The organism is uncultured Albimonas sp., assembly GCF_963977235.1.
Taxonomy (GTDB): domain Bacteria; phylum Pseudomonadota; class Alphaproteobacteria; order Rhodobacterales; family Rhodobacteraceae; genus Albimonas.
In genome coordinates this window covers 38787-57774 of sequence record NZ_CAXBOD010000027.1, presented here as the reverse complement: position 1 = coordinate 57774, position 18988 = coordinate 38787, and the positions used below count along the sequence as shown (strand labels likewise).

The 18988-nt window shown below is 74.1% G+C and carries 17 protein-coding genes; 12 read left to right on the top strand and 5 right to left on the bottom strand.

Annotation, left to right across the window (positions count from 1 at the left end; all coding sequences use genetic code 11):
- The 3 genes from AAC134_RS13670 to glyS all read left to right on the top strand — a co-directional run.
- Positions 1-608, top strand: a 608-nt coding sequence (locus AAC134_RS13670) for a glycine--tRNA ligase subunit alpha (RefSeq protein WP_339949655.1), incomplete at its 5' end; no start/stop codon positions are given.
- Positions 609-667: 59 nt separating this feature from the next.
- Positions 668-1180: a DUF6446 family protein gene (locus AAC134_RS13665; RefSeq protein ID WP_339949654.1), complete on the top strand. Its 513-nt coding sequence runs from the start codon at positions 668-670 to the stop codon at positions 1178-1180.
- Between the two features lie 87 nt (positions 1181-1267).
- Positions 1268-3367, top strand: coding sequence for a glycine--tRNA ligase subunit beta (glyS, locus tag AAC134_RS13660; protein ID WP_339949653.1), 2100 nt, complete (start codon positions 1268-1270; stop codon positions 3365-3367).
- Between the two features lie 205 nt (positions 3368-3572).
- Here glyS and AAC134_RS13655 read toward each other — a convergent pair whose 3' ends face one another.
- On the bottom strand, positions 3573-4289 hold the full coding sequence (locus AAC134_RS13655; RefSeq protein ID WP_339949652.1) for an arylesterase: 717 nt from the start codon (positions 4287-4289) through the stop codon (positions 3573-3575).
- Here AAC134_RS13655 and AAC134_RS13650 point away from each other — a divergent pair.
- The 3 genes from AAC134_RS13650 (at position 4288) to AAC134_RS13640 (ending at position 8644) form a co-directional block, all read left to right on the top strand.
- On the top strand, positions 4288-5046 hold the full coding sequence (locus AAC134_RS13650; protein ID WP_339949651.1) for an ATP-binding cassette domain-containing protein: 759 nt from the start codon (positions 4288-4290) through the stop codon (positions 5044-5046). The two genes, AAC134_RS13655 and AAC134_RS13650, sit on opposite strands and share 2 nt — an antisense overlap.
- Positions 5043-7631 carry an FtsX-like permease family protein gene (locus tag AAC134_RS13645; RefSeq protein ID WP_339949650.1) on the top strand — a complete coding sequence of 863 codons (2589 nt, stop codon included), beginning with the start codon at positions 5043-5045 and terminating at the stop codon, positions 7629-7631. The genes AAC134_RS13650 and AAC134_RS13645 overlap by 4 nt, the downstream gene beginning before the upstream one ends.
- Positions 7632-7879: 248 nt before the next feature.
- Positions 7880-8644 (top strand): Bax inhibitor-1/YccA family protein, encoded by a 765-nt coding sequence (locus tag AAC134_RS13640; RefSeq protein ID WP_339949649.1) that lies wholly within the window; start codon positions 7880-7882, stop codon positions 8642-8644.
- Positions 8645-9051: 407 nt separating this feature from the next.
- Here AAC134_RS13640 and rpmG read toward each other — a convergent pair whose 3' ends face one another.
- From rpmG to AAC134_RS13625, 3 genes are all read right to left on the bottom strand, one after another.
- Positions 9052-9219, bottom strand: coding sequence for a 50S ribosomal protein L33 (rpmG, locus tag AAC134_RS13635; protein ID WP_339949648.1), 168 nt, complete (start codon positions 9217-9219; stop codon positions 9052-9054).
- A gap of 138 nt (positions 9220-9357) precedes the next feature.
- On the bottom strand, positions 9358-10131 hold the full coding sequence (locus AAC134_RS13630; protein WP_339949647.1) for a DNA mismatch repair protein MutT: 774 nt from the start codon (positions 10129-10131) through the stop codon (positions 9358-9360).
- A gap of 197 nt (positions 10132-10328) precedes the next feature.
- Positions 10329-10790 carry a DUF983 domain-containing protein gene (locus AAC134_RS13625; RefSeq protein WP_339949646.1) on the bottom strand — a complete coding sequence of 154 codons (462 nt, stop codon included), beginning with the start codon at positions 10788-10790 and terminating at the stop codon, positions 10329-10331.
- Positions 10791-11116: 326 nt separating this feature from the next.
- Here AAC134_RS13625 and AAC134_RS13620 point away from each other — a divergent pair, with 326 nt between their 5' ends.
- From AAC134_RS13620 to AAC134_RS13605, 4 genes are all read left to right on the top strand, one after another.
- Positions 11117-11815, top strand: coding sequence for an EF-hand domain-containing protein (locus AAC134_RS13620; RefSeq protein WP_339949645.1), 699 nt, complete (start codon positions 11117-11119; stop codon positions 11813-11815).
- 12 nt (positions 11816-11827) lie between these two features.
- Positions 11828-12538, top strand: a complete 711-nt coding sequence (locus AAC134_RS13615; protein WP_339949644.1) for an RNA polymerase sigma factor — start codon at positions 11828-11830, stop codon at positions 12536-12538.
- Between the two features lie 199 nt (positions 12539-12737).
- A complete protein-coding gene (locus tag AAC134_RS13610) occupies positions 12738-13427 on the top strand; it encodes a hypothetical protein (protein WP_339949643.1) in 690 nt (229 codons plus the stop codon).
- Positions 13424-14002, top strand: coding sequence for a periplasmic heavy metal sensor (locus AAC134_RS13605; protein ID WP_339949642.1), 579 nt, complete (start codon positions 13424-13426; stop codon positions 14000-14002). Before AAC134_RS13610 ends, AAC134_RS13605 begins: the two co-directional genes overlap by 4 nt.
- Before the next feature lie 420 nt (positions 14003-14422).
- Here the strand turns inward: AAC134_RS13605 and AAC134_RS13600 are convergent, their stop codons facing one another.
- Complete coding sequence (locus AAC134_RS13600) at positions 14423-16033, bottom strand: diguanylate cyclase (protein WP_339949641.1); 1611 nt, start codon at positions 16031-16033, stop codon at positions 14423-14425.
- A gap of 176 nt (positions 16034-16209) precedes the next feature.
- Here AAC134_RS13600 and AAC134_RS13595 point away from each other — a divergent pair, with 176 nt between their 5' ends.
- Both AAC134_RS13595 and dnaG read left to right on the top strand, forming a co-directional pair.
- Entirely contained in the window at positions 16210-16488 is a 279-nt protein-coding gene (locus AAC134_RS13595) for a DUF3572 domain-containing protein (RefSeq protein WP_339949640.1), read from the top strand.
- A gap of 145 nt (positions 16489-16633) precedes the next feature.
- Positions 16634-18889 (top strand): DNA primase, encoded by a 2256-nt coding sequence (dnaG, locus tag AAC134_RS13590; protein WP_339949639.1) that lies wholly within the window; start codon positions 16634-16636, stop codon positions 18887-18889.
- Positions 18890-18988: the final 99 nt, after the last annotated feature.

Below are 18988 nucleotides of genomic sequence, written 5' to 3'. Positions count from 1 at the left end.
ACGACATCCGCTTCGTCGAGGACGACTGGGAGAGCCCGACGCTGGGCGCCTGGGGCCTGGGGTGGGAGGTCTGGTGCGACGGCATGGAGGTGAGCCAGTTCACCTATTTCCAGCAGGTCGGGGGGCACGACTGCCGCCCCGTCTCGGGCGAGCTGACCTACGGGCTCGAGCGGCTGGCGATGTACGTGCTGGGCATCGACCACGTGATGGACATGCCCTTCAACGACCCGCAGTCGCCCAGCCCGCTGACCTACGGCGACATCTTCCGCCAGACCGAGCGGGAATACTCGCGCTTCAACTTCGACGTGGCGAACACCGAGGTGCTGCTGCGCCACTTCGAGGAGGCCGAGGCCGAGTGCGCCGCGATCCTGGCGCACCCCGCGACCGACCCCAAGACCGGGCGCGAGATCACCATGGCCCACCCCGCCTATGACCAGTGCATCAAGGCCAGCCACATCTTCAACCTGCTCGACGCGCGCGGCGTGATCAGCCCGACCGAGCGGCAGGCCTACATCGGCCGCGTCCGCGCGCTGGCCAGGATGTGCGCCGACGCGTTCGTGACCACCGAGGCCGCGGGCGCCGCGGGGGATGCAACCGCCGCGGCCTGACTGGCCGCGCGCCGCCGGCGGGGCGGTTCGCCCTCCCTCCCGGCTGACAGGAGATCCGGATGTCCGGTCGCGTGCTGACCCTCGGCCTCGTCCTCTTTGCCGTCGTTTTCGGCGCCGCCCTGTGGTGGTTCCAGACCCGCGCCTATTACGGAGAGATGGAGGGCGTGACCGAGATCGAGATCGCGGGCGTCTCCGTGCCGGTCGAGGACTGGCGGGGCATCGACGCCGACACCTCGCCCCTGAAGCTGCGGGCCTGCTTCCGGCTGGCCGGGGATCCGCCGCCCGAGCTGATCGCCGCCGCCGAGGATCCTGCGGCCGACGAGGCGACCCCGCTCGTCGCCCCGTCGTGGTTCGAGTGTTTCGACGCCCCCGCACTCGCCCGGGCCATGGCCGAGGGCCGCGCCGTCGCCGCTCTGGCAGAGCGCAACGTCCCCTGGGGCTTCGACCGCTTCGTCGCCGTGGATCTGGAGAGCCGGCGCGGCTGGATGTGGCGCCAGCTCAACGACTGCGGCGCGGCGACCTTCGAGGGCGACCCCGCGCCCGAAGGGTGCGGCGCCCCGCCCGAGGACTGAGGGCGGCGGCGCCCGCCGCTCCGGTATCTCCCCGTCTCCGTCTCCCCCTGCTGTCCGCCCGTTCCCGAGCCCCTAGGACCCCGCCCCATGCCCGACCTCCTGATCGAACTCTTCTCCGAGGAGATCCCCGCGCGGATGCAGGCCAAGGCCGCCGAGGATCTGCGGCGCCTGATGACCGACGCGATGGTCGAGGCCGGCCTGACCTATGCGGCCGCCGCCGCCTTCGCGACGCCCCGCCGCCTGACGCTTGCCGTGCAGGACATCCCCAGGGCCACCCGCGCCACGCGGGAGGAGCGCAAGGGCCCCCGCGCCGACGCGCCCGAGAAGGCGGTCGAGGGCTTCCTGCGCTCGACCGGCCTGACCCGCGATCAGCTGGAGGTGCGCGCCGACAAGAAGGGCGAGGTCCTCTTCGCGGTGATCGAGAAGCCGGGCCGCGAGGCGGCCGAGGTGATCGCCGAGGCGCTCGAGACCGCGATCCGCAGTTTCCCCTGGCCCAAGTCGATGCGCTGGGGCGCGGGCAGCCTGCGCTGGGTGCGTCCGCTGCACTCGATCCTCGCGATCCTGCATGACGAGAGCGGCGCCTCGGTCGTGCCGCTCGAGGTCGAGGGCATCGTGGCCGGCGACCGCACGCGCGGCCACCGCTTCATGGCGCCGGGGTCCTTCGCGGTGACCTCGTTCGAGGACTACGCGGCCAGGCTGCTGGCCGCGAAAGTGGTGCTCGACCCCGCCGAGCGGGCCGAGCGGATCTGGCACGACGCCACCCAGATGGCCTTCGCCCAGGGGCTCGATGTGGTCGAGGACAAGGGCCTGCTGGCCGAAGTCGCGGGCCTGGTCGAGTGGCCGGTCGTGCTGATGGGCCCGATCGGCGAGAAGTTCCTGGCTCTGCCGCCCGAGGTTCTGCAGACCTCGATGAAGGCGCACCAGAAGTTCTTCTCGGTGCGCAATCCCGCCACCGGGCGGATCGAGAATTTCGTGACCGTGGCCAACCGCGAGACGGCCGATCACGGGGCCACGATCCTGGCGGGCAACGGCCGGGTGCTGGCCGCGCGCCTCTCGGACGCGCTGTTCTTCTGGGAGAACGACCTGCGGACGGTGAAAGCCGGGGGGATGGAGGCGATGGCGGGCCCGCTCGCCAACGTCACCTTCCACAACAAGCTCGGCTCCCAGGCCGAGCGGATCGGGCGCATCGCGAAGCTCGCCCGCGAGATCGCCCCTGACCTCGGCGCCGATCCCGGCCAGGCCGAGCAGGCGGCGCGCGTGGCCAAGGCCGACCTCGCCTCGGAAATGGTCTACGAGTTCCCCGAGCTTCAGGGGGTGATGGGCGCCTACTACGCCCGCGCCGCCGGCCTGCCCGAGCCGGTCGCCGCCGCCTGCAGGGCGCACTACGCGCCGCTGGGCCCCTCGGACGCCGTGCCGACCGAGCCGGTGGCCATCGCCGTGGCGCTGGCCGACAAGATCGACATGCTGACCGGCTTCTGGGCGATCGACGAGAAGCCCACCGGCTCCAAGGACCCGTTCGCGCTGCGCCGCGCCGCGCTGGGGGTGATCCGCATCGTGCTCGAGAACGGCCTGCGCCTGGCCCTGACCCGTCCCATCGCCGAGGGCGCCAAGGCCAACCATGTCGAGGCCGCAGACCACGCCGGCCCGATGGAACTGCTGGTCCCCGACCTGCTGGGCTTCCTCGCCGACCGCCTGAAGGTGCACCTGCGCGCCGAGGGCGTGCGTCACGACGTGATCGAGGGCTGCTTCGCCCTCGGCGGCCAGGACGACCTGGCGATGCTGGTCGCCCGCGTGCGCGCGCTGCAGGCGTTCGTGGACTCCGAGGACGGCGCGAACCTGCTGGCGGGCTACCGCCGCGCGGTCAATATCCTCGAGGCCGAGGAGAAGAAGGACGGGATCGAGTATTCCCTCGACCCCGACGTTCAGTTCGCCGAGGCGGATGCGGAAAAGGCGCTGTTCGCCGCGCTCGACGCCGCCGACCCCGCCATCGGCAAGGCGCTGGGGGCCGAGGATTTCTCGGCCGCGATGTCGGCGCTGGCGGGTCTGCGCGCGCCCATCGACGCCTTCTTCGAGGATGTGGTCGTGAACGCCCAGAACGCCATCATCCGCCGCAACCGGCTGTGCCTTTTGAACCGCATCCGCACGGTGATGCTGCGCGTGGCCGCCTTCGGCGCGCTCGAGGGCTGAGGCCCCGCGCGAGCGCAGCCGGGCGCCGCGACGCGGGTTCCGCCTGTCGCAGGCGCCTCGCCCGCGGCGCGTTTCCACCGCTCGCCGCCTGGCGGCGGTCGCACCCCGGCGCGCGGCTCGCCCGGCGCCGCGGGCGGACGCGGCGCGCCGGCGAGACCGTGGCGCGGCGCCTCCGGCCGCGGAGCCGGGCGTCGCGCCCGGCGCCTCAGTCCTGCGGCCGAGCCCTGGCGATCAGCTCCTCGACCTTCGGGCCGATGCCCTCGACCACCTTCTGCACGCCCTGCGCGTTGGGGTGGATGCCGTCGCTCTGCATCAGCGCGCGCCCGGCCTCGCGGTCCTCGAGCCCGCCGATCCCGGCCAGGAAGTTGGGGTAGAGCAGCGCGTCGTGCGTCTCGGCGAGGTCGGGATACATGGCGTCGAAGGCCTGCTGCCACTCTGCGCCGTAGTTGCCCGGCGCCGGCAGGCCGGTCAGCAGGGCGGGCAGCCCCTTCTCGTCGAGCGCCGTCAGGATGGCGTCGAGGTTGGCCTTGCTCGCGGCCGGGTCGATCCCGCGCAGCAGGTCGTTGCCCCCCAGCTCGACGATCACCGCGTCGACCTCGGGATTGAGCGACCACTCGAGCCGCGACAGGCCCCCGCGGGTGGTGTCGCCCGAGACGCCGGCGTTGATCACGTCCACGTCATGGCCGCGCGCCTGCAGCCAGGCCTCGAGCTGGGGAACGAAGCCCTCCTCCTGCGCCAGGCCGTAGCCGTGGGTCAGGCTGTCGCCCAGCGCCAGCAGCGTGATCTCGGCCGCCGCAACGGAACCAGCGGACGCGAACGTGAGACACAGGGCGGCCGCCGCCGCCTTGAGCCGCCGTCCGCGGGCCCCATATGCCCGGGGACCCGCATCCATGATGCGCCGCAGCAGGGGACCTGACCGCATGACCGAGACCGCCGGCGAGCCGCCCGTGATCGAACTGGACCGGGCGGAACTGACGCTCGTCTCCCGCGCGGGGCGGGTCGAGATCCTCAGGGGCGTCGACCTCTCGGTCGCGCGGGGGCAGACGGTGGGGATCGTCGGGCCTTCGGGCTCGGGCAAGTCGTCGCTCCTCATGCTGATGGGCGGGCTGGAACGGGCCACGGGCGGTCGGGTCGCGGCGCTTGGGCAGGACCTGACCCGGATGGACGAGGATGCGCTGGCGCGCTTCCGTCGGGACCATATGGGGGTGGTCTTCCAGTCCTTCCACCTGATTCCGACGATGACCGCGCTGGAGAACGTCGCCACCCCCCTCGAACTCGCCGGAAACCGCGACGCGTTCGAGCGGGCGGAGGAGGAGCTGACCAACGTCGGCCTCGGCAAGCGGCTCGACCACTACCCCGCCCAGCTTTCGGGGGGCGAGCAGCAGCGCGTGGCGCTGGCCCGCGCCGCCGCGCCGCGCCCCCAGATCCTGCTGGCCGACGAGCCGACTGGCAATCTCGACGGCGCCACCGGCGACGCGATCATGGACCTGCTGTTCGGCCTGCGCGACCGCCACGGCTCGACGCTGGTGATGGTCACCCATGCGCCGGAGCTCGCCGCCCGCTGCGACCGGGTGATCCGCGTCGCCGACGGGCTGATCGAGGGCGAGAGCCCGGGGGAGGCCGCCGCCTCCCCGCATGCCCCCGGCGCCGGCTCGCGCGCCTCGGAGGCGGCGGAATGAGCGCGGCGGAGGGTCCGTCCGTCCGCCGCCGCCGCGCCTCGTCCCTCGGTCCCGCCTTCGCCATCGCCCGACGCGAGCTGCGCGGCGGGCTGAAGGGGTTCGGCGTGTTCCTCGCCTGCCTCGCGCTCGGGGTCGCCGCGATCGCGGCCGTGGGCTCGGTCCGCTCGGCGATCTCCGAGGGGCTCTCGCGGGAGGGCAGGGCGATCCTGGGCGGCGACGCCGAGGTCGAATTCACCTACCGCTTCGCCAGCCCCGAAGAGCTCTCCTGGATGCAGGACCGCGCCGAGCAGGTCTCGGAGACCGTCGAGTTCCGCTCGATGGTGGCAGCCCCGGCCGAGGACGGCGAACTGGATCGCGCCCTGACCCAGGTGAAGGGCGTCGACGGGGCCTATCCGCTGTATGGGGAGGCGATCCTCTCCGACGGCCTGACGCTCGACGAGGCGCTGGAGAACCGCGACGGGACCTGGGGCGTGGTCATGGCCAGGGCGCTGGTCGACCGCCTGGCCCTGGCCCCCGGCGACACGGTGCGCCTCGGCTCGGCCGAATACCAGCTTCGCGCGGTGCTGGAGCGCGAGCCCGACGAGGCCGCCGCCGGCATGGCCCTGGGTCCCCGCACCCTGATGCGGGTCGCGGCGCTGGAGCCCTCGGGCCTGATCGCGCCCGGCACGCTCTACGAGACCGACTACCGGATGCGCCTCGCGCCCGAGACCGACCTCGAGGCGATGTCCACCGCGATGACCGCGGCTTTCCCGGAATCCGGTCTGCGCTGGCGCGACCGGCGCAACGGGGCGCCGGGCGTGCAGACCTTCGTGAACCGCATCGGCGCCTTCCTGGTGCTGGTGGGGCTGGCGGCGCTGGCGATGGGGGGGGTGGGCGTCTCGGCCGCCGTGCGCAGCTACATGGAGCGCAAGACCGACACCATCGCGACCCTCAAGACGCTGGGGGCCGAGGGCCGCACGATCTTCGTCATCTATCTCGCCCAGGTGGGCGCGCTGGCGGTGCTCGGGGTCGGCATCGGGCTGGCCGTGGGCGCGCTGATCCCGGCGCTCGCCGGCCCGCTGCTCGAGGACCGGCTGCCGGTCCCCGCGCTGTTCGCCGTCTACGCCCAGCCCTTGTGGGAGGCGGGGACCTACGGCCTGCTCGCGGCCCTGATCTTCGCGCTGTGGCCGCTGGCGCGCGCCCGCGACGTGCGCGCCGCCGCGCTCTATCGCGAGGCCGGCGAGGGCGCGCGCGCCTGGCCGCGGCCGGTCTATCTCGCCCTGATCGCCGCGCTGACCGCGCTGCTGGTGGGGGCGGCGGTGTTCTTTTCGGGCATCTGGCAGGTGGCGCTGGGCTTTGCGGGCGGCGTGGCCGGGGCGCTGGCCGCGCTGTGGCTGGCCGCGATGGGCGTGCAGGCGCTGGCGCGGCGGTTGGCGCGGGGCCGCGCCCTGCGCGGGCGCCCGGCCGCGCGGCTGGCGCTGGGCGCGGTCGGCGGCACGACGGGCGAGACGGCGGGCGTGATCCTGTCGCTGGGCCTGGGGCTGGCGGTGCTGGCCGCCGTCGGCCAGATCGACTGGAACCTGCGCCACGTGATCGACGCCGACCTGCCCGAGCGGGCGCCGGCCTATTTCTTCGTGGACGTGCAGAACGACCAGCTCGACGGCTTTCTCGAGCGCGCGCGGGCCTATCCCGGCGTCGAGGACATCGAGACCGCGCCGATGCTGCGCGGCATCATCACCCGCCTGAACGACACGCCCGCGCGTGAGGCGCGGGTCCCCGAGGACTACCAGTGGGTCCTGCGCGGCGACCGCGGCGTGACCTACTCGGCCGAGCAGCCGCAGGGGACCGAGATCACGGAAGGCGCGTGGTGGCCCGCCGACTATGTCGGCGAGCCGCTGGTCTCCTTCTCCGAGGAGCACGGCAAGGGCCTGGGGCTGAAGATCGGCGACACGGTCACCATCTCGATCCTGGGGCGCGAGATCACCGCGCGGGTGGCGAACTTCCGGGTGGTGAACTTCCGCGACATGGGCATCAACTTCCTGATGGCGATGAGCCCGGGCGTGCTGGCCGGCGCCCCTCACACCCATATCGCCACGGTCTACGCCGAGGAGGCGGCCGAGGCGGGGCTGCTGCGCGAGCTCGCCAACGCCTATCCCAACATCACCGCGATCCGGGTGCGCGACGCCATCGACCGGGTGTCGGAGGCGCTGGGGCAGCTTGCCGAGGCCACCCGCTGGGGCGCCTCGGTGACGCTGCTCACGGGGCTCGTGGTGCTGATCGGCGCGGCCGCGGCCGGAGAGCGGCGGCGCGTCTACGAGGCCGCCGTGCTCAAGACCGTGGGCGCGGCCCGCGGGCTGATCCTGCGCAGCTTCGCCCTGCGCTCGGCCCTGCTGGGGGCGGCGGCGGGCGGTGTGGCGCTGATTGCGGGCGTGGCGGCCGCCTGGGCGGTGATGGTCTTCGTGATGGACGCGCCCTACCGCTTCGAGCCGGTCTCGGCGCTGGTCATCGTGGTGGGCGGCGCGGCCGCGAGCCTGGTCGCGGGCCTCGCCTTCGCGGTGCGCCCGCTGGCCGCCCGCCCCGCCCAGGTGCTGCGCGCGCGGGAGTGAGCGCAGCCGCGCGAAACCTCTGCGCGGACGGCTGAAACAGGCCGCGCGGGGGGGCCTGCCGGAGGGGCGCGGGGCACGGATTTCGGGGGCCTCCGCGGCCGCGGCGAGACGCCCGCGCGGACGTGATCGTTTCGGCTCGAGAAAAGCTTGAACGTTGCTGCGTGAATCACGATATCCTGACGGAACTCGGCGACCTCCAATGGGGGTCGTCCTTGGGCACGAACGCAGAGTTGAACAGGGAAACGCACATGCAGCAGTACGACGCCGTTCGCCGGGCCGGCACACGCTCGGCCGCGATCGACGAAGGTCTGCGCGGGTATATGAACCGCGTCTATGGCCTGATGGCGGTCGCCATGGTCATTTCGGGCGTGGTCGCGTACGTCTTCGGCATGGATCTGAAGGCGATGGTGCAGGGTCAGCCGACCACCATCATCCCCGAGCAGGTTCTGGTCTCGATGTACTCGGGCCCGATCCGGTGGGTGATCATGCTCGCGCCGCTGGGCATGGTGTTCCTCTTCGGCGCCGCGATGCGCAAGATGTCCGACTCCGGCGCGCAGATGTTCTTCTGGGCCTTTGCGGCCCTGATGGGCCTGTCGATCGCCTCGATCTTCGCGGTCTACACCGGCATCTCGATCGCGCAGACCTTCTTTGCCACGGCCATCGCCTTCGGCGGCCTCAGCTTCTACGGCTACACCACCAAGAAGGACCTGTCCGGCATGGGCACGTTCCTGCTGATGGGCGTGATCGGGCTGGTGGTCGCGTCCGTGATCAACATCTTCATCGCCTCCTCGGCGCTGCAGTTCGCGATCTCGGTGGTGGGCGTGCTGGTGTTCGCGGGCCTCACCGCCTACGACACCCAGCAGATCAAGAACGAGTATCTGGACCTGCGCGCCATGGGCCCGCAGGGCGAGGCCTACGTGAGCAAGTCCGCCATCGGCGGGGCGCTGCGCCTGTACCTCGACTTCCTGAACATGTTCATGTTCCTGCTGCAGTTCATGGGCAACCGCGAGTAACCGCGCGCGCCACGGATTGCGAAAGGGCCGGGGATCTCCCCGGCCCTTTTTCGTGGCGCCTGGCGGCGGGCCGGGGAAGCGCCGCGACGGCGGTTGCGCCGGTGCGGGGGGCCCGCCCGCGGCGCGTTGCGGACCGGTCGCGGCGTGGCGCGGGCCGCCAGTTGCGATGTCGTGGGGACGCGCCGCGGGCGCGCAGGTGGCGACCGGCGAGGCGGCCGACGCGGCGCCTTGCCGGCCAGGCGCGGCCCGGCGCCGCCGCTCCTGGCGGCGGGATCGATCGAGGCTCTGCGCGCAAGCGAACGAGGCTCCCCGCGCAAGCGAAAAGGGCGGACCGGCGACGGTCCGCCCTTTCGGGTGCCTTGGATCCAGGCTCGATCAGCGCCGCGGCCCCGGGCGGGGCCGCCGGATCACTTGATCTTGCCTTCCTTGTACTCGACATGCTTGCGCACGACGGGATCGTACTTCTTGACCGCCATCTTGTCGGTCATCGTCCGGCTGTTCTTCTTCGTCACGTAGAAGTGCCCGGTGCCCGCGGTCGAGTTCAGGCGGATCTTAACGGTGGTCGGCTTGGCCATCTCGGACTCTCCGGTCGCCTATCGGCTCGGCTGCGCCCCGGCGTCCGGAGCGGCGTGGATTGAATTCTGAGCGCGCTGTCTACCGCACGCACCGCCCAAGTCAAGCCTTGCGGCAAGTCCCGGGCGCGCGGCCCGCGCTCAGAGCGCGTCGTAGAAGCTGCGCTCCTTCTCGTGGTGGAAGAACGGCGCGGGACGGTCCGCCGGCAGCTCGCCCACGGGGGTCTGGGCCAGGATCTCCTCGACCTCGGCCAGAACCACCTCGGTGATCAGCGGCAGGTCAAGATCGCGCGCCTCGCGGATGGTCAGCCAGGTGAGGTGGCTGAGCTCGCCCGAGGCGCGGCTCAGGTCCTCGGGGTCCGAGGCGAGCTGGTCGGCGTCCACCAGGAAGAAGCGCGCGTCGAATCGCTTCGGCCGGTAGGGCGGGGTGATGGCGCGGAAGATGAAGGTCAGCCGGTCGCAGGCGGGCATGTGCCCCGAGGCCAGGAAGTCCCGCCAGGAGGGATCGGTCATGGTCTCGGCGAGCTCGGCCGCGCGGGGGTCGGGACGGCCCAGGATCAGCCCGGTCTCCTCGAAGGTCTCGCGCACCGCGGCGCGCGACAGCGGGCCCGCCATGCCGGGGGCCGAGGCTTTCTCGAGCCGCGCCACGCAGGCGGGGCGCAGGGGAGAGGACTCGGGCGCGTCATGATCCTCGGGGTCCAGCGCCCCGCCGGGGAACACGAACTTCGAGGGCATGAAGCTCGCCCCCTTGCCGCGCTGACCCATCAGGATGCGCGGGTGGTCGCCGTCGCGTCGCGCGATCACGGCGGTGGCGGCGTCACGCGGAGGGGGACCGGGGGCCTTGGCGGCGGCGGGTTCCGTCTGGGAAGAGGGGGAGGCGGCGGCCGCCTCCGGCGTCTCGGGCATGGGGGACATTCGTGGCTCCTTCTGAAGGACAATCTGCCTGTCGCGAAATCCGCTGTCCAGCCGGCCGGTCGAATCGGCGGCAATCCGAAACGCCCGCGTCCCGACGCCCGGCACGGGCGCCGGGGTCCGGCGGAGACAGAAGCGAAGCGGGGCCGGCCCGTAGGCGGATCGGCGGCGGAGCCCGTGGGGGGGACCCGCGCCCGAGTTCAGCGCCGGGGCGCGAAGCCGGCCATGCGCTTGGCCCATTGCAGGCCCACGACCAGGCCCTTGAATCGCGGCAGCAGCACCAGCGACAGCAGCAGCGCCGCCGGCGGCCACAGCACCCAGTGCACCCACATCGGCGGGTTCCAGAGGTCCCACACCGTCAGCATGGCCGGCGCGATCAGGTGGCCGACCACCAGGATGGTCATCCAGGTCGGCAGGTCGTCGGCGCGGTGCAGGTCCAGCCGCTCGGAACAGGCGGGGCAATGCTCGCGCACGGTCAGGTAACCGTCGAACAGCGGACCGCCCCCGCAGGCCGGGCAGGTGCGCCGCCAGCCGCGGCGCAGCGCGCGACGAAGATCGCGCTCGGTCTCCGGGGTCTCGCCGACGTCGTCGCGGCGCAGGGCGCCCCCGTCGGCCGTAGCGGCGCCCGAGGCGTCGAGCCCGATATGCTGTTCGTGTCTCATGGCCCGCGAGCCTACCCGCCGCGCCCCGCGGTGCCAGTGCGCCAGTCGTCTTGCGTCAGCGTGTCGCCTCCCGATCCTGCAAGCCCTTAGCGGCGTTGGGAGAGGCCGAAATCGCGTGCGCTGCAGCATGATCGCCGCGCCTGGAAGCCGGGGCGCAGCTCCCCTCTGCGAGGCGCCGGAGTCCGCCGGGCCGGGAAAAAATGCGTCCCCTCGCGACGGAAGCGCGCGGCCCTCGCGTTGAAGCCGAGACACCCGGGGGGAGAGACGCCCCGGCGGACCCGGCCCCAGGCGGCCCGGACGCCGGACGACCTTGAAAGGATCGAGCGATGACGAGACCGAACAACGCCCTCGCCCGCGCGGCCGCTGCGGCGGCGCTCGCGGCCGGCCTGGCCGCCGCCCTGGCGCCCGCCGCGACGCTGGCCGAATCCTCCCCGCGGGGCGCCCGCCTGTTCGAGAAGCTCGACGCCGATGGCAACGGCGGCGTCACCCGCGCCGAGATCGAGGCCGCCGCCAGGGCCCGCTTCGACCAGATGGACGCGAACGGCGACGGCAAGGTGGCCCGCGCCGAGATGACCGCGATGCTCGACAAGCGCGACGACCGACGCGAGGCCCGCGCCGGGAAGCGCGCCGACAAGATCGTCGAGCGCGCCGACGCGAACGGCGACGGCGTGCTCGACAAGGCCGAGTTCGAGGCCGCGGCCGAGAAGATGCGCCGCTTCCGTAACTCCGACGCGCCGGGCTTTGCGCGGCTGGACGCCAACTCCGACGGACGTCTGACCGCGACCGAGCTGGCCAACGCGGCCGGCGGCGGCGGCGGCGACCGGGCGCTGAAGCGCTTCGAGTCGGCCGACGCCAACAACGACGGCGCGGTGACCCGGGCGGAGTTCGCCTCGTCGGGGATGCTCGCCCGGCTCGACCGCGTGGTCGAGCGGGCCGACGCGAACGGCGACGGCGCGATCAGCCGCGAGGAGGCCTCGTCCTTCGGGCGCAAGGGCGCCGGCCGGCGCATGGAAGACGCGGACTGAGCGGCCCGGCCGATGGGGCTTGCCCCTCGGCTGAAGCCTGCGCATGACAAGGGCCCGGCGGCGCGGCGCCGCCGGGCGCCCTCCGCCGCGGCTCGCAGAGGGGAGGCGCGAGTGCCCTGGGACGCCGCCGGGCCTGGGTCGAGGATGGATGACGACGACGCGCTGATGGCCCGGGCCGCCGCCGGGGAGCAGGCCGCGTCCCGGGCGCTGATCGCGCGCCACGGGCCGCGGGCGCTCGGGCTGGCGATCTCGATGCTGTCCGACCGGGCCGAAGCCGAGGACGTCGCCCAGGAGGCGATGCTGCGTCTGTGGAAACAGGCGCCCAAGTGGCGTCCGGGCGAGGCGCAGGTCGGCACCTGGCTGCACCGGGTGGTGCAGAATCTGGCCATCGACCGCCTGCGCCGGCGGCGCCGCTGGAGCCAGGAGGACCCGCCCGAGCGTCCCGACGGCGCCCCCAGCGTCGAGGCGCGCCTGGCCGAGGCCGACCGCGCCGCCGCCCTGCGCGCCGCGGTGGCCGCGCTTCCCGACCGCCAGCGCGCCGCCCTGACGCTTCGCCATTTCGCGGAGCTGTCGAACCCCGAGATCGCCGAGCGCCTGGACCTGAGCGTCGAGGCGGTCGAGAGCCTGCTGTCCCGCGCGCGCCGCGGCCTGGCGGCGGCGCTCAAGCACCGGCGGGACTCGCTGGGGCTGGAGGTCGGGCTGGACCCGGCCGCCGACGCATGAGGCGCGGCGGGGAGAAGTCCAGGCGGCCGCGCCCGGCCGCTAGCTCTTTCGGGCGGCCGCGCCCGGCCGCTAGCTCTTTCAGGCGGCCGCGCCCGGCTGCGAGCCTTTTCGGACGGCCGCGAGCGACGGAAGACGCGCCCTGGCGCGTGCAACGGATGAACGACGCCGAGGGGTCTCCCCGGCCAAGGAGGACGGCGCGATGACGCGCAAGGATGTGGACAGCACCAACGGCGGCCCGGCGGGCCCGGCGACAGCGCCCGGGCTCGGGATGACGGGAGCGCGCGCGGCGCCCCTGTCGGCGGAGGCGTTCCGCGATCTGGCCTTGACCCACGGCCCGGACCTCGGCGCCTGGCCGGCCGCGCTGCGCCCCGCCGCCCGCGCCTGCGCCGAGGCCGATCCCGAGGGCGCCGCGCTCGCGCGGGCCGAGGCCGCGGCGCTCGACGATGCGCTCGAGGCCTGGGCGGCGCAGACGCCGGACCTGTCGGCGGACCTCTTCGCCCGCATGGCCGGCGACGCGGATGCGGCGCTGCCGGGGGGCGCTGCCGCTTTGGCGCTTTCGGCCACGCCTGCCGCACGCCCGTCCGCGTCGGTCCGGGCCGCTTCGGCCCCGCCCTCTGTCGTGGCCGAGCCGCGCCGAGGCCGGCCGGGCGGGCGCGATTCCTCGCGCGTCGGGCGCGGCCGCAGCCCGCTGATGCGCTTTGGCGCCTCGGCGGCCTTCGCGGCCTCTGCGGCGCTGGGGGTGGTGCTGGGCTATGTGGGCGACGATCCCGTCTCGCAGGGGTTCGCGGCGCTGGCGATGGACAGCTATGACCAGGCCTACGAACTGTCGCTGCTCGACGCCGACCTGCTCAGCGACGACGCCTTCCCCGATGCGGAGACCGTGCGATGAGCGCCGTGGACGTCGACGCGCCCGGCGGACGCCCGCCCCCGAGCCCGCCGCCCGCGCCGCTTCGCCGGCGGCGCTGGGTGTTCTGGGCGCTGGCGGTCTCGGTGTGCGTGAACCTGCTGCTGATGGGCGCGGCCGGCGGCGCGTTCCTGCGCCACGGCGGGCCGCCGGCCGGCGAGATGCCCGCGGGCTTCGACCGGGTGACCCTGTGGCGGATGTTCCGCGCGCTGCCCGAGGAGGCGCGCGACGACGCCCGCGAGCGCATCGACGAGCGGCGCGCCGAGATGCGCGACCTCGCCCGCTCCCGGGACGCCGCGCGCGCGCGCATCGCGGTGGCGATGGAGGCGCAGCCCTTCGAGGCCGCCGCCCTCTCGTCCGCGCTGGACGAGGCGCGCGCGGCCGAGCGGCGCAGCCGCGACGTGGCCGACGCGCTGCTGGTCGACGTCGCCTCCGGCCTGTCTCTCGACACCCGTGCGGAGATCGCCGAGGCCCTGCGCGAACGCCGTCGCAAAGGGTTCCATGGCCGCTGGGGCAAGGATGGCGAGAAGAACGGCGAGCGGGAGCGGCCCGCCGAGTGACCGGGGCCCGGATCGAACCCGGGCGCCGCGCAGGGGTTTTCGGCCGGGCCGCACCCGCCAGACCCGCACCCGCCAGACCCGCCCCCGACCGCCCGCCTCTGATCCCCCGCTTCTGATCCGGGGCATCGGAGGCCAATCCCCGATCGCTCCGGCACAGACGCGACGACGGCGTCCCGACGTTCGCGACCGGGGCCGCCTTCACGAGGCTTCAGCCACGTCGGCGCAGGCGACTTCCTGAGAGGCGCCCGTGCGGGTGGCCGCACGCGGGGTCGCCCGCGCGCTCGGGGGCCCGAGGCGCCCGCTCGGCCAGGCCGCGACCCTCCTCAAGCTCCTACCGATCAGACACGCTTCTGGACACACTCCGGCCGAGTGGGCGCTCCCTTTTCCCCGTCGCAGGCGGCGCTCAGCCTCGCGTCCGGCTCAGGACGGCGCAAAGGAGACACGGTCCCGGCCCTGGCTCTTGCTGCGGTAGAGGGCGGCGTCGGCGAGCGCCATCAGTTTCGAGGAGCCGGCCTCGCCCGGTCGTTCCTCGACGCTCGGCGCGGCGGCTGCGACGGCGGCGGTCAGGGCGCGGGCGGACGGGGCGCGGGCGGACGGGGCCGGGGCGGGCGCGCCGCGCGCGAAGGCGGCGGGCGGCTCGGCCATGCCGGCGACCAGAGAGGTCGGTGCGCGTGAGCGGCCGGGAGGGGCCGGCGCCTCGGTCGTCTCGATCCGCGAGGCGGCGTGGGCGCAGAGGGCGCGAGGCTCGGCCACCGCGACGCCGATCGAGACGGTGACGGCGACGTCGCCGCCCTCGGGCGCCGGGAAGGGGGCGGCTGCGACGGCGGCGCGGACGCGCTCGGCCACGCCGCGGGCCTCGGCCTCGTCGGCGCCGGGCAGGGCGACGCAGAACTCCTCCCCCCCGATGCGGGCGACCAGGTCGACCCCGCGCACCGCGGCGCGAAGGCGGGCCGCGAATCCGCGCAGCACCGCGTCGCCCGCGGGGTGGCCGTGGCAATCGTTGATCTGCTTGAAGCGGTCGAGGTCGAGCAGCATCAGCGACAGCGGCTGCCGGGCGGCGGCGCATTGCGCGACCATGGCCGCGAGATGCGTCTCGGCGTAGCGGCGGTTGAACAGGCCGGTCAGCGGGTCGGTCACCGCCAGCTCCAGTCCCTGGCGCACCGCGTCGCGCAGCCGGTCCGAGCAGCGCTTGCGCCGCAACTGGGTGCGCAGGCGGGCGCCGAGTTCGGCGAGGTCGGTGGAGGCGGCCACGCAGTCGCTGGCGCCGAGGTCGAGGGCGGTCGCGGCCGACCCCTCGGGCAGGGCGGCGAGCACGCCGGCGTCGCGCGCGGCGGGGCGGGCGCGCAGGGCGGCGACCAGGCGAAGCGCGGCCTCGACGGCGCCGGGCGCCTCGGGATCGGGCTCGATCAGCACCAGCTCGGGCGGGGCGTCGTCCACCAGCTCCAGCGCCTCGCGCCCGTCGGCGGCGCGGCGCACGCTCAGGCCCAGCGCGGTCGAAAGCTGCGCCGCCCGCCGCCGCGCGCCGGCGTCCGACCGCACCAGCAGCAGGTCGCCCGGCGGCTCGACGAGGTCGGGGGCGAGCGGCCCGCTGGCGGGCGTCCAGGCGACGAGGCCAAGCGAGCGGGCGGTGCGGTCGCGGGCCCGAAGCTCGTCGATCATGGCCTTCACCCGCAGCAGGTTGCGCAGGCGCGCCAGCAACGGCGCGTCGGCGATCGGCAGGGAGAGAAAGTCGTCGGCCCCGGCCTCGAGCGTGGCGAGGCGGTCGCGCGGGGCGACGTCGACGCCCGCGATCAGCAGCGGCACGTGCAGCAGCGCCGCATGCGCCTTCAGAGCCCGGCACAGGGCAAGCCCCGAAATGCCGCCCGCGCGGACGTCGGCGATCACCAGGTCCGGTTCGCTCGCCAGCGCATGATCGAGCGCGTCGCGCCCGTCAGGCGCGGCGTGCACCGCCAGGAAGGCGTCGGCCAGGCGGTCGGCCAGTCGGTGGGCGTCCACCGAGGGACCGCCGGCAATCAGGATGCGTCCGGGCATTTCGGTCTTCCGTGACCAGGAACGGGGGGCGTCGGCGCGCCACGGCTTGCGCGGCGGGAGGCCGCGCGCCAGAAGTCTGGTTGAGAAGCGTTAACGGAACCTTGCCGAGGCCCCGACGTCATGAAGATCTGTCACCAGAATTCCTCCCGGGACCGCGCCGCGGGCGGTCGCGCCTCGTGACGCCCGAGGCCGCCGAGCAGCTGGCGCTGGCCGCGCTGGGCTTCCTGGCCGGTCGGCCGGAGGAGCTGACGGTGTTCATGGCCGCCGCCGGCCTGTCGCCCGAGGAGCTGCGCAGCCGCGCCGCGGAGCCCGAGTTCCTGGGATTCGTGCTCGATTTCCTGTTGCAGGACGAGACGCTGCTGATCGACTTCTGCCAGGAGCGGGCGCTGCCCTTCGACCGGCCGATGCGCGCGCGGGCCGCGCTGCCGGGCGGCGACGCGCCGAACTGGACCTGAGGGGCGGTCGGGACGGGACTCGGCTCCCCTTCGGGGCGCCTTCGCCCGCCCGGCCGCCCGCCTGCGACGCTCGTGACGCGCGCAGGCGGGGGGAGGGGGCGCGGGGGCGCTTGTCGACTCGGGGCGGGGGGCCGAGAATGGGGGCATGTCACTCCCGCCCGGATTCCTCGACGAGCTGCGCGACCGCGTCAGCCTGGCCTCGCTGGTCGGGCGCAAGGTGTCGTGGGAGCGGGGCAAGACCAATGCCGCCAAGGGCGACTACTGGGCGCCGTGCCCGTTCCACCAGGAGAAGACCGCCTCGTTCCACGTGAAGGACCGCGAGGGGTTCTACTACTGCTTCGGCTGCCAGGCGAAGGGCGACCACATCACCTTCCTGCGCGAGGCGGAGAACCTCGGGTTCATGGAGGCGGTCGAGGCGCTGGCCCAGATGGCCGGCATGCAGATGCCCGCCCGCGACCCGGCCGAGGCCAGGCGGGCGGAGGCCAAGCGGGGCCTCGCCGAGGTGATGGAGCAATGCGTCCAGCACTTCCGCCTGCAGCTGCGCACCCACAAGGCCGAGGCGGCGCGCGCCTACCTCTCGGGCCGGGGCCTCGACGCCGCGGCGCAGGCGCGCTTCGAGATCGGCTTTGCGCCCGACGAGAGGGGCGGGCTGCTGGAGGCGATGGCCGCCAAGGGCGTGGACGCGGACATGCTGGTGCGCGCGGGCATGCTGATCCGCCCCGAGGAGGGCGACCGCGGCGGCGGCCGGCCGTTCGACCGGTTCCGCGGCCGCATCATGTTCCCGATCCGCGACGCCCGCGGGCGCTGCATCAGCTTCGGCGGCCGCGCGCTGAGCCCCGAGGCCCGCGCGAAATACCTCAACGGGCCGGAGACGGAGCTGTTCGACAAGGGCCGCTCGCTCTTCAACCACGGCCCCGCGCGGGAGGCGGCGGGCAAGGGCGCCGATCTGATCGCCGCCGAGGGCTACATGGACGTGATCGCGCTGGTGGCGGGCGGGTTCGAGGGCGCGGTGGCGCCGCTGGGCACCGCGGTGACCGCCGATCAGCTGCAGATGCTGTGGAAGATGGCCGACGAGCCGGTGGTGGCGCTCGATGGCGACACGGCCGGGCTGCGCGCGGCGCGGCGTCTGGCCGACCTCGCGCTGCCGCTGATCGGCCCCGGGCGCAGCCTGCGCTTCGCCCTGCTGCCGCCGGGCAAGGACCCCGACGACCTGATCCGCGCGCAGGGCGCGCCGGCCATGCAGAAGGTGATCGACGCGGCCCTGCCGCTGGTCGAGATGCTGTGGCGGGCCGCCTCCGAGGGGCGCGATCTGTCGAGCCCGGAGCGGCGCTCGGCGCTCGACCGCGATCTCGGCCAGCTGCTGCGCCGGATCGAGGACCGCAACCTGCGCCGTCACTACGCCGAGGCGATGCGCGAGCGGCGCGACGCCCTGTTCGGGCGCCCCACAGCCCCCGCGCCGCGGTCCGCGGCCGATCCTGGCTACGGCGCCGATCCCCGCGGCGAGTCGCGGCCCGAATACGGCTCCCCCACCGGACCGGATTTCGGGGGACCTGACTTCGGACCGGATTTCGAACCCGACTATGCGGCGGCCTTCGCCTCGGACCCCGGCCCCGAATTTTCCGCGCCTGCGGGACCCGAGTATTCCTCCGGCGGCAGGGGCGGCTATCCCGAGCACGGCCGCCCGGGCCGCGGCTTCCAGGGCGGCTTCCAGGGCGGGGGCCGGCCGGGCGGCGGGCGCACCTTCCCCCGGCGCGGCCGGCAGGGCGGCTTCGCGGCGGGCTTCGCCGAGGGGCCCACCCCCGAGGCGCGGGGCAGCGCGCTGGTCGCCTCGCCCCAGGCGCAGACCCGGATCCGAGAGAGCGTGATCCTGTGGGGCGTCCTCAACCACCCCCAGGCCGCCGAGCGCCACGAGGACGCCCTGCGCGAGATGCCGTTCTCGGATCCGGCGCTGGCGAGCCTGCGCGACGCGCTGCTCGACGCGCTGGCCGACGCGCTCGACGCCGAAGACCCCCGCGCCGTGCTGTCGCGGGCGCTGGAGGCGAAGATGAACGGCGACCCGCGTTCGGCCCTCTCGGCCGGGCCGCTGGTGCTGACGCGCGCGCTGGGACCCGACGCGCCGCCCGACCTTGCGGCCGCCGCCCTGACCGAGGCGCTGACCCACCATGCGGGACACCTCTCCGCCAGGGAGGAGGGAAAGGCGGCGATCGAGGAGATTTCCCTCGACACGGTCGATGAAATCGCCCATCGCCTCGCCTACATCATCCGCGAGCGGGAAGAAGCCCTGCGCCGAGGTCTCGGCGGAGAGGGCGGTTCCGCCGAGGGGGACGATCAGCTGTCCCAGCGGTTGCGCGCGTTCATCGACCGCGAGCCGTGGCGAAAAGGGCCCAGGCGGCGAAACTAGCGCCGGGCATGGTGATTCGGGGGCCGAATCGCCTATATCGGATCGGAGCAGGACGGCACGGGTGCGTCCAATGGTGATTCGCCCGAGGGCTGGGGGCGA

What these genes read in the sequence shown, in the direction of transcription:
- rpmG (WP_339949648.1), bottom strand. Translation starts at nt 9,219, where the DNA reads ATGGCCAAGCCGACCACCGTTAAGATCCGCCTGAACTCGACCGCGGGC.
- AAC134_RS13655 (WP_339949652.1), bottom strand. Translation starts at nt 4,289, where the DNA reads ATGCGGTCAGGTCCCCTGCTGCGGCGCATCATGGATGCGGGTCCCCGG.
- AAC134_RS13645 (WP_339949650.1), top strand. Translation starts at nt 5,043, where the DNA reads ATGAGCGCGGCGGAGGGTCCGTCCGTCCGCCGCCGCCGCGCCTCGTCC.
- AAC134_RS13630 (WP_339949647.1), bottom strand. Translation starts at nt 10,131, where the DNA reads ATGTCCCCCATGCCCGAGACGCCGGAGGCGGCCGCCGCCTCCCCCTCT.
- dnaG (WP_339949639.1), top strand. Translation starts at nt 16,634, where the DNA reads ATGTCACTCCCGCCCGGATTCCTCGACGAGCTGCGCGACCGCGTCAGC.
- AAC134_RS13625 (WP_339949646.1), bottom strand. Translation starts at nt 10,790, where the DNA reads ATGAGACACGAACAGCATATCGGGCTCGACGCCTCGGGCGCCGCTACG.
- AAC134_RS13615 (WP_339949644.1), top strand. Translation starts at nt 11,828, where the DNA reads ATGGGGCTTGCCCCTCGGCTGAAGCCTGCGCATGACAAGGGCCCGGCG.
- AAC134_RS13610 (WP_339949643.1), top strand. Translation starts at nt 12,738, where the DNA reads ATGACGCGCAAGGATGTGGACAGCACCAACGGCGGCCCGGCGGGCCCG.
- AAC134_RS13650 (WP_339949651.1), top strand. Translation starts at nt 4,288, where the DNA reads ATGACCGAGACCGCCGGCGAGCCGCCCGTGATCGAACTGGACCGGGCG.
- AAC134_RS13600 (WP_339949641.1), bottom strand. Translation starts at nt 16,033, where the DNA reads ATGCCCGGACGCATCCTGATTGCCGGCGGTCCCTCGGTGGACGCCCAC.
- AAC134_RS13665 (WP_339949654.1), top strand. Translation starts at nt 668, where the DNA reads ATGTCCGGTCGCGTGCTGACCCTCGGCCTCGTCCTCTTTGCCGTCGTT.
- AAC134_RS13620 (WP_339949645.1), top strand. Translation starts at nt 11,117, where the DNA reads ATGACGAGACCGAACAACGCCCTCGCCCGCGCGGCCGCTGCGGCGGCG.
- AAC134_RS13640 (WP_339949649.1), top strand. Translation starts at nt 7,880, where the DNA reads ATGCAGCAGTACGACGCCGTTCGCCGGGCCGGCACACGCTCGGCCGCG.
- AAC134_RS13605 (WP_339949642.1), top strand. Translation starts at nt 13,424, where the DNA reads ATGAGCGCCGTGGACGTCGACGCGCCCGGCGGACGCCCGCCCCCGAGC.
- glyS (WP_339949653.1), top strand. Translation starts at nt 1,268, where the DNA reads ATGCCCGACCTCCTGATCGAACTCTTCTCCGAGGAGATCCCCGCGCGG.